The 16,479-nt window shown below is 69.8% G+C and carries 17 protein-coding genes; 6 read left to right on the top strand and 11 right to left on the bottom strand.

Going from position 1 to position 16,479, the window contains the following annotated elements; translation table 11 throughout:
- Positions 1 to 424: 424 nt before the first annotated feature.
- Complete coding sequence (locus DP939_RS30205) at positions 425 to 847, bottom strand: ATP-binding protein (RefSeq protein WP_199565508.1); 423 nt, start codon at positions 845 to 847, stop codon at positions 425 to 427.
- Positions 844 to 1,128, bottom strand: a complete 285-nt coding sequence (locus tag DP939_RS30200; RefSeq protein ID WP_113984212.1) for a hypothetical protein — start codon at positions 1,126 to 1,128, stop codon at positions 844 to 846. Before DP939_RS30200 ends, DP939_RS30205 begins: the two co-directional genes overlap by 4 nt.
- A 195-nt stretch (positions 1,129 to 1,323) precedes the next feature.
- Here DP939_RS30200 and DP939_RS30195 point away from each other — a divergent pair, with 195 nt between their 5' ends.
- The 3 genes from DP939_RS30195 to DP939_RS30185 are packed head-to-tail and all read left to right on the top strand — an operon-like array spanning position 1,324 to position 2,640.
- The gene (locus DP939_RS30195; protein ID WP_113984211.1) at positions 1,324 to 2,172 is read left to right on the top strand and encodes a helix-turn-helix domain-containing protein; all 849 of its coding nucleotides are present in this window, start codon (positions 1,324 to 1,326) and stop codon (positions 2,170 to 2,172) included.
- Between the two features lie 14 nt (positions 2,173 to 2,186).
- Entirely contained in the window at positions 2,187 to 2,396 is a 210-nt protein-coding gene (locus DP939_RS30190; RefSeq protein ID WP_113984210.1) for a DUF397 domain-containing protein, read from the top strand.
- 49 nt (positions 2,397 to 2,445) lie between these two features.
- The gene (locus DP939_RS30185; RefSeq protein WP_113984209.1) at positions 2,446 to 2,640 is read left to right on the top strand and encodes a DUF397 domain-containing protein; all 195 of its coding nucleotides are present in this window, start codon (positions 2,446 to 2,448) and stop codon (positions 2,638 to 2,640) included.
- A 70-nt stretch (positions 2,641 to 2,710) separates the two neighbouring features.
- Here DP939_RS30185 and DP939_RS30180 read toward each other — a convergent pair whose 3' ends face one another.
- The gene (locus DP939_RS30180) at positions 2,711 to 3,418 is read right to left on the bottom strand and encodes an SDR family oxidoreductase (protein ID WP_113984208.1); all 708 of its coding nucleotides are present in this window, start codon (positions 3,416 to 3,418) and stop codon (positions 2,711 to 2,713) included.
- Positions 3,419 to 3,635: 217 nt separating this feature from the next.
- On the opposite strand from DP939_RS30180, the gene DP939_RS30175 reads away from it, so the two are divergent.
- Positions 3,636 to 4,667 (top strand): lipase family alpha/beta hydrolase, encoded by a 1,032-nt coding sequence (locus DP939_RS30175; RefSeq protein WP_199565507.1) that lies wholly within the window; start codon positions 3,636 to 3,638, stop codon positions 4,665 to 4,667.
- A 40-nt stretch (positions 4,668 to 4,707) separates the two neighbouring features.
- Here DP939_RS30175 and DP939_RS30170 read toward each other — a convergent pair whose 3' ends face one another.
- Complete coding sequence (locus DP939_RS30170; RefSeq protein WP_113984237.1) at positions 4,708 to 5,106, bottom strand: MerR family transcriptional regulator; 399 nt, start codon at positions 5,104 to 5,106, stop codon at positions 4,708 to 4,710.
- Positions 5,107 to 5,371: 265 nt separating this feature from the next.
- Here DP939_RS30170 and DP939_RS30165 point away from each other — a divergent pair, with 265 nt between their 5' ends.
- Positions 5,372 to 6,106 (top strand): dienelactone hydrolase family protein, encoded by a 735-nt coding sequence (locus DP939_RS30165; RefSeq protein ID WP_113984207.1) that lies wholly within the window; start codon positions 5,372 to 5,374, stop codon positions 6,104 to 6,106.
- A 48-nt stretch (positions 6,107 to 6,154) separates the two neighbouring features.
- Here DP939_RS30165 and DP939_RS30160 read toward each other — a convergent pair whose 3' ends face one another.
- The 6 genes from DP939_RS30160 to DP939_RS30135 all read right to left on the bottom strand — a co-directional run bounded on the left by DP939_RS30160 (position 6,155) and on the right by DP939_RS30135 (position 13,050).
- Positions 6,155 to 7,432 carry a thymidine phosphorylase gene (locus DP939_RS30160; RefSeq protein WP_113984206.1) on the bottom strand — a complete coding sequence of 426 codons (1,278 nt, stop codon included), beginning with the start codon at positions 7,430 to 7,432 and terminating at the stop codon, positions 6,155 to 6,157.
- A 19-nt stretch (positions 7,433 to 7,451) separates the two neighbouring features.
- Positions 7,452 to 7,850 (bottom strand): cytidine deaminase, encoded by a 399-nt coding sequence (locus tag DP939_RS47170; protein WP_225878592.1) that lies wholly within the window; start codon positions 7,848 to 7,850, stop codon positions 7,452 to 7,454.
- Positions 7,851 to 7,852: 2 nt separating this feature from the next.
- Complete coding sequence (locus DP939_RS30150) at positions 7,853 to 9,154, bottom strand: ABC transporter permease (protein WP_113984205.1); 1,302 nt, start codon at positions 9,152 to 9,154, stop codon at positions 7,853 to 7,855.
- Positions 9,151 to 10,290 (bottom strand): ABC transporter permease, encoded by a 1,140-nt coding sequence (locus tag DP939_RS30145; protein ID WP_225878591.1) that lies wholly within the window; start codon positions 10,288 to 10,290, stop codon positions 9,151 to 9,153. Before DP939_RS30145 ends, DP939_RS30150 begins: the two co-directional genes overlap by 4 nt.
- On the bottom strand, positions 10,287 to 11,840 hold the full coding sequence (locus DP939_RS30140; protein WP_113984204.1) for an ABC transporter ATP-binding protein: 1,554 nt from the start codon (positions 11,838 to 11,840) through the stop codon (positions 10,287 to 10,289). Before DP939_RS30140 ends, DP939_RS30145 begins: the two co-directional genes overlap by 4 nt.
- Before the next feature lie 139 nt (positions 11,841 to 11,979).
- Positions 11,980 to 13,050, bottom strand: a complete 1,071-nt coding sequence (locus tag DP939_RS30135; protein ID WP_113984203.1) for a BMP family lipoprotein — start codon at positions 13,048 to 13,050, stop codon at positions 11,980 to 11,982.
- A gap of 254 nt (positions 13,051 to 13,304) precedes the next feature.
- On the opposite strand from DP939_RS30135, the gene DP939_RS30130 reads away from it, so the two are divergent.
- Positions 13,305 to 15,170, top strand: coding sequence for a Xaa-Pro dipeptidyl-peptidase (locus DP939_RS30130; protein ID WP_113984202.1), 1,866 nt, complete (start codon positions 13,305 to 13,307; stop codon positions 15,168 to 15,170).
- Positions 15,171 to 15,179: 9 nt separating this feature from the next.
- Here DP939_RS30130 and DP939_RS30125 read toward each other — a convergent pair whose 3' ends face one another.
- Complete coding sequence (locus tag DP939_RS30125) at positions 15,180 to 16,418, bottom strand: amidohydrolase (protein WP_113984201.1); 1,239 nt, start codon at positions 16,416 to 16,418, stop codon at positions 15,180 to 15,182.
- Positions 16,419 to 16,479 lie beyond the last annotated feature (61 nt).

Genomic DNA, 16,479 nt, shown 5'->3' with positions numbered 1-16,479 from the left:
ACGTGGCGGACGAGTGCGTGGGGGACGTCGAGCATGGCAGGATAGGGGATCACGTGGGGCTTTCTTGGTAGTGGATCTTGTGGTGAGACCTCTTCTACCGGAAGCTCCACGTCTTATTTGGGCTGCGGTGTTTTGTCCGCGTGTCTGCCTGTGCGTCCTTGCATGTGTCCCAAAAACACCCACTGTCCGATCTATTTAGGCTGAGAAAACGTCACTGTCCGATCTATTTAGGCTGAGAAAACGTCAATGGCACACATTCTCGGAAAGCGCAGCCAGTCGGTGCGAGGTACGGCGCTGACCCCCACACCCGCGAAACACCGGGCACAAGAGCGCAAGCGGGAACGGCGCGGCGGCGAGAGGAGGCATGCCGTACCGAACCCGCTCAGGCCACACCGGTACCCCCCGCGCGTCCCGCCCGCCGGTGTCACTGCCATTCGTCCACTTGGTCATGGTTCATCGGCAGGAGCGCCCACACGCACCGCCCCGCGGCGAGCGCGTTGCTGCCCCAGGCCGTTGACAGTTCCGCCACCAGGCGCAGCCCCCGCCCCGACAGGGCGCCGGAGGTCGCCTCCATGATCCGGGGGACCAGCGGCCCCCCTTCGTCTATGACGTCGATCCGGACCTGATCTCCGGCCATGCCCAGGAGCGCGATGGTCACCCGGCCACCCGAGGTCCCCGAGTACGTGTGCCGTACGGCGTTGGCGGTGAGCTCGCTCGCCGCCAGCACCGCGTCATCGGTGCTCTTCCACCCGTCCGCCTCCAGAACGAGTCCGACCCACTGCCGGGCCACCGCCACGGCCCGCGTGGTCCCGGGAAGGACCAGGATGCCCAGGGCCCCGAGCGTCACCGGGCCACCTCACAGATGCGCTCGGCGGCACGCGCCGTCTCCGTGGCCGTGGTGCCGTGGACGGTCGCGCTCTGGACTCTTCCCCAACTGAAGTACCAGCGGCCCGACGCGTCGTGCCAGCTCTCGACCCTGATGAAGCCACGCGCGCCGACGACGCGCAGGATGGGCGTGTCCTGCGGCGGCAGGTCGATGGAGACGGGCATGTCGCGCGCTTCTAGTTCCCATGCCAGGTCCAGCAACCGGACCACACGCTCTCGCCGGTAGGTCGTCAACGACGTCATGTGCGACCGCTCCCTCACGTTTCGGGACATCGGCAGCGGCTGATAGCGCCGACAAGCGCGCTAAGTGCTCGATCAACTGCGGAGCGCAACCGTTGCCAGGTAGCCTGGTGCGTGAACACATGATGCATCTACCTCCGATGATTACGCAACCGTTACTAGTTCATCACTCTCCGGAATCTTCGCTAGGGTGACCGCATGGCCAAACGGCAGTTGGTTCCTACGGTTCGCCTGCGAAGACTCGCCTTAGAGCTACGCCAGCTCCGCGAGCGGGCCGGGATGTCACGCGAGCAGGTTGCAGACGCAACCGGGATGAACCGGGCGACTCTCTACCGAATCGAGGTGGCGCAGGCGAAGCCGCAAGGGCGCACCTTTCAGGCCCTGCTGGACGTGTACGGCGTCCCCGAAGCACGCCGAAAAGAGCTGACCGCCATCCTCAAGTCCGCCCACCAGCAGGGCTGGCTCCAGAACACCGACGAACTTCCGACGCAGTATGCCACCCTGATCGGCTTCGAGAGCGAGGCCGTGCGGATGCTGAACTACGAATCCCTTTTCGTCCCAGGGCTTCTCCAGACCGAGGACTACGCCCGCGCTGCTGTAGTCGGTAGCGCACCGGACATGACTCCAGAGGAGGTCGAGAGCCGAGTCATCGCACGGGCGGAGCGACAGGCCCACTGGAAGCCGCCTCAGAGCCTCGGCATTGTCCTCGACGAGTCCGTACTCCGCCGCGAAGTGGGCGGCCCGGCCATCATGCGCGCACAATTGCAGCGCCTACTCAGCGACAGCGAGCGCCCAGATGTAACGGTCCAGGCGATTCCATACTTCGCAGGTGCCCATCCGGGGATGCACGGCTCGTTTGTCATCCTCCAGTTCGCCAACGAAGACCACGAGATCGTCTATATCGAGGGCTTCACGAATGACCTGTTCCTTGAGTCGAAGAACGATGTGTACTCTTATAGGCGGCAGTTCGAGCACCTATGCGAGCAGGCCGCAACACCCGAGGCGACTCGCGATCTCATCGCGAGTGTACTGGCGGACCTGAAGTGAAAGGAGCTGCGGCGATGTCGGACGATGTAGACCTGAGCCGCACCCACTGGCAGGTCAGCTCCTACAGCGGAGCAAATGGCAACTGTGTCGCCGTCGCCTTCCTGAACGGCCGTGTAGCGATCCGGGACAGCAAAAACCCCAACAGCGGCACACTGACCTTCACCACCACCGAATGGCAGACCTTCCTCGGCAAACTCCGTTCGGGAGACACTGAGGCCCGCTAAGTTCCTCACCAGCAGAGCCCGAATCGTTGAAGTGAGAGGAGCCGTGGCAGTGCCGAACGAAGCGGATCTAAGCCGTGCTCACTGGCGGATCAGCTCCTACAGCGGGCCAGACGGAGACTGTGTCGCCGTCGCCTTCCTGAACGGCCGTGTAGCGATCCGGGACAGCAAAAACCCCAACAGCGGCACCCTGACCTTCACCACCACCGAATGGCAGACCTTCCTCGAAAAACTCCGTACGGCGTGACCACGACACCCGCGAAACACCGGGCGGAAGGCCGCGAGCGGGACCGGGGCGGCGGCGGGACTGGAATGGGTCAGGCGCTGAGGGCGGCTGCCGCGTTCTCGTAGATGGCGGTCGGGTCCTCCGCCAGCCATGCCTTTACCGTTGCGCTCCAGACGTCGGCGAGTACCTCGGGCCGGTGCGCCTCGATGCCGTCCAGCGCCGCGGCGACGATCATCTCGGGGGCGGTCTTGTCGCCCTTGTACCAGGCCATCATGTCGGTGTCCGCCGCGCCCAGGTGGAGGCCCGTCACCAGGGTGCGCTGGTGGGCCAGTTCCAGGCGGGCGCTGTTGGTGAGCGCCCATTCGGCCGCCTTGGCCGCGTGGTAGGCGCCCGCGCCGTCGACGGCGAGCCACGAGACCGCCGACAGTACGTTGAGGATCGCGCCGTCGGCCAGTTGGGGCGCGAAGGCGCGGATCACGTTGAGCGCTCCGAAGAAGTGGGTGTTCATCTCCTGGTGGATCGTGTCCAGGTCCCCCGTGACCAGGTTCGCCCCCGTGGAGATGCCGGCGTTGTTAATGACGATCTTGACATCGGGCGCCGCTGCCGCCGCCGCGGCGATCGATGCCGGATCGGTGACGTCGAGGCGCAGCGGGACGGCCCCCGGCACGTCGATGAGCTCGGGACGGCGGGCGGTGGCGTACACCCTGCCTGCGCCGCGTTCGAGAAGGGAAAGGGCGAACTGCCTGCCCAGGCCGCGATTCGCGCCGGTCACCAGTACGTGTGCTCCGTTGATCTGCATACCGGACACGCTAAGACCTGACGTCAACGTCAGAGGCAAGTGTTCCGGCGAAAGTCACGATACGTATCGAAGAGTCGGCGCGCTCGGCCGCGTTCACCGGCCGTGCGACGACGGGGCTCCGGGGTCCGCGCTGTGGCCCATCCCACGGCGAACGGCCGCCTTTTCCGACGCTCAGGTCTTGCCTCTGACGTAGACGTCAGGTTTTAACCTGACGCCCGTGAAGATTTCGCGAGTCACCCACATTCTGCTGCTTTGCGCAGGTCTCGCCCTGGCACTGCTCACCACCGGCGCCGCATCCGCATCCGCGTCCGCCGTCGCTCTCACGCCTTCCACAGGCGAGTTCGCCCCGCTCAACCGGCCGGGCCCCCGGTTGTCCGTCCCCCGCGCCGACCTGGCCGCCGCCGTGACCTGCACGCCCAACGCGGCCCGGGCCAAGAAGGAGGTCGCGCTGTTCGTGCCCGGAAGCGCGCTGGACCCGGACGAGTTCTCCTGGAACTGGTTCAAGGCCCTGGACGCCATCGGACATCCCTACTGCTCCGTGCGGCTCCCCGGTCATGGCCTTGTCGACATCCAGGTGTCCAGCGAGTATGTGGTGTACGCGATCCGCCACGTCCACGCCCTCAGTGGACGCCGGATCGCCGTCATCGGCCACAGCCAGGGCGGCCTCGAACCCCGCTTCGCGCTGCGCTTCTGGCCCGACACCCGCGCCATGGTCGCCGACTACGTCTCGTTCGGCACGCCCAACCACGGCAGCGAGGCCAACGACACCTGCAAGGACAATGGCTGCCCGGCGGCGCTGTGGCAGATGTCCAGGCAGGCGAACCTCCTCAAGGCCCTCAACTCCGGCAAGGAGACCTTCCGCGGCATTTCCTACACGAACATCCGCACGGACTTCGACCAGTTCATCCTGCCCAGCAGCTCAAGCGACCTGCGCGGCGGCAACGGCCGCGTCGCGAACGTGTCGCTGCAGAGCGTCTGCCCCGGCAACACCGGCGAGCACATCGCCGTGGGCACCTCGGACCCGGTCGCGTACGCCCTGACCATGGACGCCCTCACCCACTCCGGCCCGGCCCGGCCGTCCCGGATCGCCAGGTCCGTCTGCGACCAGGACCACATGCCCGGTGTGGACCCCCTCACCTACAAGGACGACCTGGCGGCCCTCAACGCCACCATCTCCGCCAACCTGGCCGCCGCCCCCATCATCAAGCGGGAGCCGCCCCTCAAACGCTACGTCTTCGCCCGGCGCTGAACATGTGCCATGCCCTCGCCGGAGCCCCGTCCGGCGAGGGTCATGACCGTGCGGCCGCAACCGCCAACTCCGGGTCCGGGACGTATATGCAGCCGTTGTGCGGGTCGGCGGACGCCTCAATGAGCATGTCCAGGCGGTCCCGGGTACGGGCCAGCGCGGCGATCTGCTCATCGATGCGATCACGCTCGGCGGCGAGCCGGGCACGCGTGTGCGGCGTACTGATCTTCTCATCGACGCAGGGCAGGAATTCGGCGATGGTCCGGCTGGACAGTCCGGCGGCGTAGAAGGTCTGGATCAGGAGCACCCGCTCGACCGCCGACTCGGGGTAGTGCCGCTGCCCGGACTCGCTCCGATCCGCCGTGAGCAACCCCTGCTCCTCGTAGTAACGCAGCGCCCGCACGCTGACGCCCGCCCGCGCCGCCAACTCACCGATACGCACCACGGCCTCCATTACGTGAATGTCGGGGTTCCAGCGTACTCAGTGGTGAACGGCCCGGTGCGCATGATCCCGTGGGCTATGCTGTGCGGCGATGACTACCGGGACGGCATCGCGCCACACACGGATAGGCGACCCGGTGCTCTCCTGAGCGCCGTACGGGCCGGTGCGGGCCCGCTGTTCGACCGAGGATCCTGCGCCGCCGCGCGGGCTCCGCCTCCGTCGTGTTGATCAGAAGCTCGACACATCGACGACGACAGGAGAGGTCATGCCCATCAAGACCCTGCAGATCCCCACCGCCGACGGTCAGGCCGACGCTTTCGCCGCCTTCCCCGAGGGGGGCGGCCGGCACCCAGGGGTGCTGATGTACGCGGACGCCTTCGGCATCCGTCCCGTGCTGCGCGAGATGGCCCTCGAACTGGCCGGGCACGGATACTACGTACTCGTACCCAACTACTTCTACCGGCACGGTCCGACACCGGTGACCGAAGTCCCCGAGCACATCGGAGAGGACGTCCGGCCCGAGATCATCGCCCGCCTGATGCCCTTGATCAAGGCCCACACCACCGAACACATCCTGGGCGACGCCGACGCCTACCTCGGCTTCCTCACCGCCCAGCCCGAGGTCGGCAACGGCCCGATCGCGGTGACCGGCTACTGCTTCGGCGGCCTCCTGGCGATGCACACCGCCGTGGCCCACCCCGCCCAGGTGGCGGCCATCGCCGCCTTCCACGCCCCCGTCGGCGCCGTCGGCCCCGGCAACCTCGCCAAACTCACCGCCCAGGCCCACCTCGGCCACGCCGAATCCGACCTCACCCCCGACGCCCTCCACGACCTCAACCAGCTCTTGGACGCCGCAGGCGTCGACTACACCTCCGAGATCTACCCCGGCACGGTCCACGGCTTCACCATGTCCGACACCGACGCCTACAGCCCGACCGCCCTACAGCACCACTGGGACCGCCTGCTCCCCCTCCTCGCCCGCACCCTCGCCAACGACTGAGACTCCGGACTTTGAGGCACAGTGAAAGGCCCCGCTCGTCCCCCGCTTTCATCCCACGCGGTCGATGATCAAGGGGAGGAGGTCCGGGGCGGGGGTGGGGCCGATTTGGCAGGCGTCGTGTAGGGCCTCGGTGGCGCGGGGGAAGCGGGAGGGGTCGTCGGCATGGAGGGTCATCAGTGGTCCGCCGGCGTGGACGGTGTCGCCTGGTTTGGCGTGCAGGACGATCCCAGCGCCGTGTGACACCGGGTCCTCGCGGCGTTCGCGGCCCGCGCCGAGGCGCCAGGCGGCCAGGCCGACCGCGTACGCGTCGAGGCGGGAGAGCACGCCCGTGGCCGGGGCGGTGATGGTGTGGGTCTCGGGGGCGGTGGGGAGCGGGGCGTCGGGGTCGCCGCCCTGGGCGGTGATCATGCGGCGCCAGGCGTCCATGGCGGAGCCGTCCTTGAGCGCGTCGGCCGGGTCCTTGGCCCCGGCCGTACCCGACGCGGACAGCATTTCGCGAGCCAGGCGCACGGTCAGTTCCACCACGTCCGATGGCCCGCCGCCCGACAGGACCTCCACGGCCTCGGCGACCTCAAGGGCGTTGCCCACCGTGAGCCCCAGCGGCCGGTCCATGGCGGTGAGCAGGGCGACCGTGCGGACGCCCGCGTCCGCGCCGAGTTCGACCATGGTGCGGGCGAGTTCGGTGGCGCGCTCGCGGGTCTTCATGAACGCCCCCGAGCCCACCTTCACGTCCAGGACCAGCGCCCCGGTGCCCTCGGCGATCTTCTTGGACATGATGGAGGACGCGATCAGCGGGATCGACTCCACGGTGCCGGTCACGTCGCGCAGCGCGTAGAGGCGGTGGTCGGCGGGGGCCAGGCCGCTGCCCGCCGCGCAGACCACGGCCCCGGCCCGGCGCAGTACGGCCAGCATCTCCGGACCCGACAGCGACGCCCGCCACCCCGGGATCGACTCCAGTTTGTCCAGCGTGCCGCCGGTGTGGCCGAGCCCGCGGCCGGAGAGCTGCGGGACGTACGCCCCGCAGGCCGCGACCAGCGGCGCGAGCGGCAGGGTGATCTTGTCGCCGACCCCGCCGGTGGAGTGCTTGTCGGTGGTGGGCCGGTCGAGCGCGGACCAGTCCATCCGCTCGCCGGACTCGATCATCGCGCGGGTCCAGTCGGCGATCTCCCGGCGGCCCATGCCGTTCAGCAGGATGGCCATGGCCAGCGCCGACATCTGTTCCTCGGCGACCGCGCCCCGCGTGTAGGCGTCGATGACCCAGTCGATCTGCGCGGTGGAGAGCGCCCCGCCGTCCCGTTTGGTGGTGATGACCTCGATGGCGTCCATGTCAGGCATGCCAGGCATGTCAGGCCCCCCGGTTCAGGTCGTCGGGGCCGAAGGCGGACGGCAGCAGTTCGGCCATCGGCTTCGGCCCGGCGTCGGTGTCCACGAGCAGGTCGCCGCCGCCGTGCTCGTAGAGCAACTGGCGGCAGCGCCCGCACGGCATCAGCGGCTCGCCGTGGCCGTCCACGCAGGTGAACGCGACCAGCCGGCCGCCGCCGGTGGCGTGCAGGGCGGACACCAGCCCGCACTCGGCGCACAGGGTGAGGCCGTAGGAGGCGTTCTCGACGTTGCAGCCGGTCACGATCCGGCCGTCCGTGACCAGGGCGGCCGCGCCCACGGGGAACTTGGAGTACGGCGCGTACGCCTGTCCCATCACCTCGACGGCCGCCTCCCGCAGGGCCTCCCAATCCACCACGGCCAACGTCAGCGTTCCTCTCCCCTGCGGTAGCGCAGGCCGTCCGCCTTGGGCATCCGCAGCCGCTGCGCGGCCACCGAGAGCACCAGCAGTGTCAGTACGTGCGGCGTGATGAACACGAACTCGTTGGGCAGCGTCTCCACGGTCAGCCAGAGCCAGAAGAAGATCACCGCGCCGAGCGCGCTCACCGCCACGACCGTATACGAGCGCAGGCCGCCGGACGGCACCACCCCGGTGAGGTCGCGCCGGATGCGCAGCCCCGCATAGCAGAGCAGCAGCAGCGCGCCGAACAGGAACAGCCCGGTGACCGACTGCGAGCTGCGCAGTTGCAGCCCGTCGGCGTAGCCGAACAGCGAGGCTCCCCCGGCCAGCATCCCGGGCCGCCAGTTGCCGAAGATCATCGCGGCCAGGCCGATGAAGCCGCGCCCGTTCGTCTGGCCCTCGACGTACTTGGTGGTGACGAAGACGAGGAACGTCCCGCCCAGCCCGGCCAGCGCCCCGGAGATGATCACCGCGATGTACTTGGTCCGGTACACCCGCACCCCGAGCGAGTCGGCCGCGTGCGGGTTCTCGCCGCAGGCGCGCAGCCGCAGCCCGAACGGCGTGTGCCAGAGCACCACATAGGAGATCGGCACCAGCGCCACGGCCAGGATGATCAGTACGCCGACGTCCCGGGTGAGGCCGCCGAGCACGCCCGCGATGTCGGACAGCACGAACCAGTGCGTGTCCTCCAGGCTCTTCAGCCAGTCGGGGCCGTCCGACAGCAGCGGCAGGCTGAAGTCGGGAGTCTGCCCGCGCATGGTGGGCGAGGTCGTGGTGCCGCCGCCGAGTTCGGCCGCCGCGCTGTCGTCGCGGTAGAGGACCTCGGACAGGAAGCGGGTGACGCCCGGCCCCAGTACGTTGATCGCCACGCCGCTGACGATGTGGTCCACGCCGAAGGTCACCGTGGCCACGGCGTGGATCAGGCCGCCGATCGCGCCGCCCAGCAGGCCCGCGGCCAGGGCGGCGACCGGGCCGTAGAGGTATCCGGCGTAGCCGGCGCACCAGGTGCCGAGCACCATCATGCCCTCAAGGCCGATGTTGACGACCCCGGCGCGTTCGGCCCACAGGCCGCCCAGCCCGGCAAGGCCGATCGGCACGGCGTAGCCGAGCGCGGCGGCGAAGGTGCCGGAGGAGGTCAGGTCGTTGTCGCCGGTCAGGACTCTGACCAGGGAGAGCAGCACGATCAGCAGGGCGATGCCGAGCAGCGTCAGGTGGTAGCGGCGCACCCGGCGCGCGCCCACGCTCGCGACGGAGGCGGTGGCGGTCATGCCGCGGCCCCCGCGGGCACCTCGCCGGGCCGGGCGGCGGCTCTGCGTTCCTCCCAGCGCAGCACGATCCGCCGGGTGACCTCGTTGACGATGACGACCATGAGCACGATCGTTCCCTGGATGATCTCGACGACGGCGGGCGGGATCCCGTCGAACTGGAGCGGCGTGCCCGCCCGGTCCAAGAACCCGAACAGCAGGGCGGCCAGCGCGATGCCGACCGGTTTGTTACGGCCGAGCAGCGCCACCGCGATGCCCAGGAACCCGAGCCCGGCGGTGAAGCTGGTGCCGTAGTTGTGGTTGCGCCCCATGATCTCCGGCAGGCCGATGAGCCCGGCGACCATGCCGGACAACACCATGGCCGAGATCACCATGCGCCGGGGATCGACGCCGGAGGCCACCGCGGCGTCGCTGTTCAGGCCGCTGGCCTTGACCTCGAAGCCGAACCTGGTGCGTTCGAGCAGCAGCCAGATCAGCAGGCCGGCGAGCAGCGCGACCCCGATGAAGCCGTAGAGCCCGGCGCCGCGCGGGGCGGGCAGGCCGAACATGGTGATCAGGAAGTTCGCGTCGGGGAAGTGGCCGGAGGGCGGCAGTTCCGGCGTCGCGGTGGCGAGCTGACCCGCCTCGCGTTCGCCGCTGAACGGCCCGCGCACCAGGTAGGCGGCGAGGCCGATGGCGACGAAGTTGAGCATGATCGTGGAGATCACCTCGTTGACCCCGCGATACACCTTGAGCAGCGCGGGGACCAGCGCGTAGAGGCCGCCGGCCGCCATCGCGACCACGATGATCAGGGTGAGGTGGATCGGCGCGGGCAGCAGCACCTGGCCGCCGACGAAGGCCGAGACCAGGGCGGCCATCCGGTACTGGCCCTCGACGCCGATGTTGAAGAGGTTCATCCGGAAGCCGACGGCCACCGCGAGCCCGGCGATGAACAGCGCCACCGATCGGTTGATCCAGAACGTGACGCCGTCCACCTGGTCGATCGGCCGCGCCCCGAAGTCGAACATGGCCGCGAGGGCGGCGAAGGGGTCGGCCCCGGCCGCGGTGATCGCGATGCTGGAGACGGCGAAGGCGACCAGTACGGCCACCGCCACGCCCGCCGCGGTGAGCAGGGTCCGCCGCAGTGCCGCGCCGATCACGACGCCCCCGCCTCGTCGGGCTCGGCGGCGGCGCCGGTCATGTGCGAGCCGAGCCGTTCGGGGCTGAGGTCGCCGGGGTCGAGCCGGGCGACCAGGCGGCCCCGCAGGATGACGTGCAAGGTGTCGGACAGGCCGATCAGCTCCTCCAGGTCGGCCGAGATCAGCAGTACGGCGAGCCCGGCCGCGCGTGCTTCGCGCAGGTGGTCCCAGATGACGGCCTGCGCCCCGATATCGACCCCTCGGGTGGGATGGGCGGCGATGAGCAGCTTGGGCTCGCCGCTCATCTCCCGCCCCACGATGAGCTTCTGCTGGTTGCCCCCGGACAGGGCCAGGGCGAGGGTGTCCACGCCGGGCGCGCGCACGTCGTACTTCTCCGCGATCCGCGCCGTGTCCTCACGCGCGGCCTTGCGGTCGATCCAGATGCCCTTGCGGGCCGGACGCACGTTCTGGTGGCCGAGCACGCGGTTCTCCCACAGCGACGCCTCAAGCAGCAGGCCCTGGCGGTGGCGGTCCTCGGGGATGTAGCCGATCCCGGCCTCCCTGCGCCGCCGGGTCGGCCAGCCGCCGATGTCCGTGCCGTCGAGCGTGATGGCACCGGCGGCGTGCCGGATGCCCATGATGGTCTCGATCAGCTCGGACTGGCCGTTGCCCTCCACTCCGGCCAGGCCGACGATCTCGCCCCGGTGGATCTCGAAGGAGACCTCGTCCAGGAGGCGGCGGCCGTCGGGTTGATCGAGGGTCAGCCCGGAGACCTTCAGCATCACGGTGTCGGTGACCGTGGACTCGCGGGTCTCGGGGGTGGGGAGTTCGCTGCCGATCATCAGCTCGGCGAGCCGCCTGGCCGTGACCTCGCCGGGCGAGACGCCGGCCACGGTGGTGCCGCGGCGGATCACCGTGATCGCGTCGGCGACGAGGAGCACCTCGTCCAGTTTGTGCGAGATGAAGATCACGGTGAGCCCTTCGGCGACCAGCTCGCGCAGGTTGCCGAACAGTTCCTCGACCTCCTGCGGCACCAGTACGGCGGTGGGCTCGTCCAGGATGAGGATGCGCGCGCCCCGGTAGAGGACCTTGAGGATCTCCACCCGCTGGCGGTCGCCGACGCCGAGGTCTTCCACCAGGCGGTCGGGATCGACGCGCAGGCCGTGGGTACCCGCCAGTTCGGTGATCCGGGCGCGGGCGGCCTTGCGGTCCAGCCTGCCCGCCTTGGAGGGCTCCGCGCCGAGGATGATGTTCTCCAGCACGGTGAAGTTGTCGGCCAGCATGAAGTGCTGGTGGACCATGCCGATGCCGGCCGCGATGGCGTCGGCCGGGGTGCGGAAGTCGACGGCCTCGCCGTTGATCCGGATGCTGCCCTGGTCGGGGCGCTGCATGCCGTAGAGGATCTTCATCAGGGTGGACTTGCCCGCGCCGTTCTCGCCCACGATGGCGTGGACGGTGCCGGGCGCCACGGTCACCTGGACGTCGTGGTTGGCGACGACGCCGGGAAAGCGCTTGGTTATGCCCGCGAGTTCGACCGCGGGGGGCCGCGTCGCGGCCGGGGTGTCGGTCACAGTGTCATCTCCTGGGCGGATGCGGACGCCGCTCCGGGGGCGGGGTAGCGCGAGGCCCGGGGAGCGGAGCACACCGGCCCGCACCCCGGGCCCTCGGTCGCCTTCCCGCTCGGGATACCCGATCCCGGCGGGAACGATCTCACGGCTTGTCCGGAACCTTGATCTCGCCGCTGATGATCTTCTGCTTCGCCTCGTCCACCTTGGCCTGGACGTCGGAGATGTGGTCGCCCGTGGTGGCGAGGCCGACGCCGTCCAGCTTGAGGTCATAGGAGATGGTCTGGCCGCCCTTGGCGCCGCCCTGGACCGACTTGACGAACTCGAAGACGCCGTTGTCCACCCGCTTGATCATCGAGGTCATGATGATCTTCTGGAGGGCGGCGTCCTTGACGGTCTGGGCCTGGTCGGAGTCGACGCCGATGGCCCACTTGCCCGCGCCGGCCGCCGCCGCGGCCTGGAAGACGCCGAGCCCGGAGTCGCCCGCGGCGTGGTAGACGATGTCCGCGCCGTCCTCGAACATCTTCTCGGCGGCGGTTTTGCCCTTGTCAGGGGCCTTGAATCCCTTGAAGTCGCCGTCCGGGGTGAGATACTTACTGTCGATCTTGATGTCCGGCTTGGTGTCCTTCGCGCCCTTGACGAAGCCGGCCTCGAACTTCCTGATCAGGTCGCTTTCCACGCCGCCGACGAAGCCGAGGTGCCCGCTCTTGGACTTCAGCGCCGCGGCCACACCCGCGAGATAGGAGCCCTCGTGCTCGGCGAAGGTCAGCCCGGTGACGTTGGGGCCGCTGGAGGGCGCGTCCACGATCCCGAACTGCACGTCGGGATATTCCTTGGCGACCGTCTCCACGTCGCCCGCGTAGGCGAAGCCGACCCCGATGATCGGGTTGAAGCCGGCGCCCGCGAGCTGGCGGAGGAGTTCGCCGCGGTTGGAGCCGTCGCCCACCGGGCTGAGGTCCTTGACCTCGGCCGCAAGCTCGTCCTTGGCGCGTGTGAGACCCGCGTACGCGGAGTCGTTAAAGGACTTGTCCCCCCGGCCGCCGATGTCGAACGCGAGCCCGACCTTGAGATCGGACGTCGCGGCCCCCGAGCCGGACGCGCCGGTTTTCGCGGCATCGCCACCGCCTCCGCCACCGCCGCCACAGGCGGAGATGGCGAGAAGCAGGGCACCGGCCAGCGCACCCAGGGCCGGCTTGCCGAATCTGTTGCGGAGCAAGGTCGTTCCTCCAAATTCCCCGCCGTCCGTTCGTCGCGCGCGCGACGTCGCGCACGGCGACCCTGCCCGGACCATAGTTGCTCACACGCACCGGCAATAGCGGTGAACAGCAACGAAACCGCTCCGTTATCGACCTCAGGCGGGACTGTGACCAGACCGCCGAACGGAGATCTTGCCAGCGCCCTGATCATGCTGGACATTCCACACGTAAGCGTCGCGAGACATTCGCGACGACCTCATCCAGAGGAGCATCAATGCGTGGCTGGAAGGCACTGACCGTACCGCTGGCCCTCTTACTCCTGGGGGCCGCGCCGCCCCCCGCGCACGCCGGCACCCCGGCGATCAAGGTCGAGAACGGGGCGACCCAACCGGTCTTCTCCCGCGCCGACGCCATCACCCAGACCGTGTACGTCGAGGTCGCGGGCGTGGACAGCGACGCCGACGGCCAGACCGACCGGGTCGCGGTGGACATCATGCGGCCCAAGGAGACCGAGCAGGGCCTGAAGGTGCCCGTCATCATGGAGGCGAGCCCCTACTACGCCCCGCTCAACAACATCCCCAACCACAACGTCGACATCGACGAGGAGAGCCAGGACGCCGCCGGGCTCATCGCACGCAACCGGGCCGACCTGCTGGACAGCATCGGCGCGACGCGGGCCGTGGCGTTCGACGGCTACTACGACAACTACTTCGTCCCGCGCGGGTACGCCATCGCGCTGGTGGAGAACCTCGGCAGCGGCCGGGCCACCGGCTGCCCGACCACCGGCGACCGCAACGAGACGCTCGGCCCCAAGGCCGCGATCGACTGGCTGAACGGCCGGGCCCGCGGCTTCGACGCGAGCGGCGAGCCGGTGCAGGCCACCTGGTCCACCGGGGCCGTCGGCATGATCGGCGTCTCCTACAACGGCACGCTGCCCAACGCGGTCGCCTCGACCGGCGTGCCCGGCCTGAAGACGATCGTGCCGATCGCCGCGATCTCCTCCTGGTACGACTACTACCGCGCCAACGGCGGCGTACTGGCCCCCGGCGGCTTCCAGGGCGAGGACGCCGACGTCCTGGCCAGGACGGTGCTGACCAGAGCCGATGGCCAGCAGGCGTGCGGGGCGCTGATGGACCGGATCGAGGCCGACCAGGACCGGGTCACCGGCGACTACAGCCGCTTCTGGGACGCCCGCAACTATCTCAACGACGTGCGTAAGGTCCGGGCCAGCGTGTTCCTGGTCCACGGCCTGAACGACTGGAACGTCAAGACCAAGCAGGCCGCCCAGTGGTGGGACGCGCTGGCCGCGCGCGGCGTGCCGCGCAAGATCTGGCTGACCCAGGGCGCGCACACCAACCCGTTCAGCTTCCGCAGCGAGGAGTGGCTGCGCCAGTTGCACGCCTGGTTCGACCACTGGCTGTACGGCGTCCGCAACGGGATCATGCGGGAGCCGCAGGCCGACGTGGAGTACGCGGCGGGGCAGTGGGGACGGCACGCGTCCTGGCCGCTGCCGGGCACCCGCCCGGTGACCATCCCACTCAAACCGGCACGGTCCGCCGAGTCGTTCGTGGACCAGAAGACCCGCACCGCCGAACAGCTCGCCGCCGATCCGGACACGGCCGACCCCAACCGGCTGGCCTACGTCGGCCCGGCGCTGCGCAGGGACGTCCGGCTGTCGGGGACCCCGACGATCAAGGTCAGGGCGGCGCTGGACGGCGGGCGCTCGCCGTACCTGACGGCGCTGCTGGTGGACTACGGCACCGATGTGCGGGCCACGGGCGCGCTGCGCACGACCGGGCAGCAGTACTGCTACGGCGAGAGCGTCCCCGGCGACATCGGCTGCCTGATCACCCGTGAGCACGTCACGGTGGAGGCGCCCTTCAAGATCGTCAGCCGGGGCTGGCTCGACGTGCGCAACCGGCACCGCGCCGGCCGCACCGATCCGGTACGGCCGGGCAAGGCGTACGACTTCCGGTGGGACTTCCAGGCCCAGGACTACACCTTCAAGGCCGGCCACCGGATCGGCGTCGTGCTGCTGTCCACCGACCGCGACTACACCCTGCGCTACCCGGCCGGGACGCGCGTCAAGGTGTGGCCGGGCAGGAGCGCCGTCACGCTGCCGTTGACCGGGAGGCCGTGAGCATCGGGCTCAGGCCCGGACGGCCTCGGCGACCTGCGGTCCGCCGCCGGGAAGACCGCCCTCCCACAGCGCGGTGAGGGCGGTCGCGGCCATGAACCGCACGCCGAGGCCGATGCAGCTCTCGTCCACGTCGAAGGTGCCCTGGTGGATGTCCCGGCGGACGGCCGTGCCCGGCTCGCGCACACCGAGCCGGGCGTACGCGCCGGGGGCCGACTCCAGGTACCAGCCGAAGTCCTCGCCGCCGAGGCTCTGCTCGGTCGGGACCGCCGCGCCCCGGCCGAGCGCCCGCTCGGCCGCCTCGCGCAGCAGCTTCACGCTGTCCTCGTCGTTGACCACCGGGGGGACGCCCCGGACGTAGTCGAGCTCGGTCTCGATGCCGTACAGGCCCGCCACCGGCTCCAGCAGCGCCTTGATCAGGTCGGGCGCGGTGTGCCAGGCGGCCTCGTCCAGGCAGCGGACGGTGCCTTCGGCCACGCCGTCGTCGGGGATCGCGTTGGCCACCGAACCGGCCGCGACGCGCCCCCAGACCAGGCTGAGCGAGGAGCGCGGATCGACCCGCCGGGACAGCGCGGCGGGCAGCTCGGTGAGGATCTTGGACAGGCCGAACACCAGGTCGGCGGTGAGGTGCGGGCGGGCGGTGTGACCGCCGGGGCCCTTGACCCGGATCTTCACCTTGTCGCAGGCGGAGGTGATCGCGCCGGCCCGCAGGCCGACGTGCCCGACATCGACCTTGGGGTCGCAGTGCAGGCCGAAGATCCGATCGACGCCCGTCATGCCGCCCGCGGCCAGCACTTCGAGCGCGCCGCCGGGCAGCTCCTCGGCGGGCTGGAAGATCATCCGGACCCGCCCGGGCAGCAGCCCCGCGGCGGCCTGCCCGGCCAGGAACAGCGCGGTGCCCACCAGGATCGTGGTGTGCACGTCGTGCCCGCAGGCGTGGCACACCCCGGCCACGGTGGAGCGGTACGGGACGTCCTTCTCATCGGCGAGCGCCAGGGCGTCGATGTCGGCGCGCAGCGCCACGGTCGGCCCGTCGCCGTCGCCGACCTCGCAGATCAGCCCGGTGCCCTTGGGGAGCACGGCGGGCACCAGCCCGGCCTCGCTCAGCCGGGCCGCGATGCGCTCGGTGGTGCGGTATTCGGCGAACGCCAGCTCCGGGTGCATGTGCAGGTCGCGCCGGAAGTCGATGAGCCCTGGCTCCGCCTGGGCGAGGAACGCGTCGAGTTCCCCTCGCAGATCCCGTCCCCGCATCGGTCACCGTCCTATGTCTACGCGGCGCCGCCGGGAAGGACGCCGCGGTGCACATCAATTA

Source organism: Spongiactinospora rosea (genome assembly GCF_003315795.1).
GTDB classification, from domain to species: domain Bacteria; phylum Actinomycetota; class Actinomycetes; order Streptosporangiales; family Streptosporangiaceae; genus Spongiactinospora; species Spongiactinospora rosea.
This window is presented reverse-complemented; position numbering and strand designations above follow the sequence as displayed.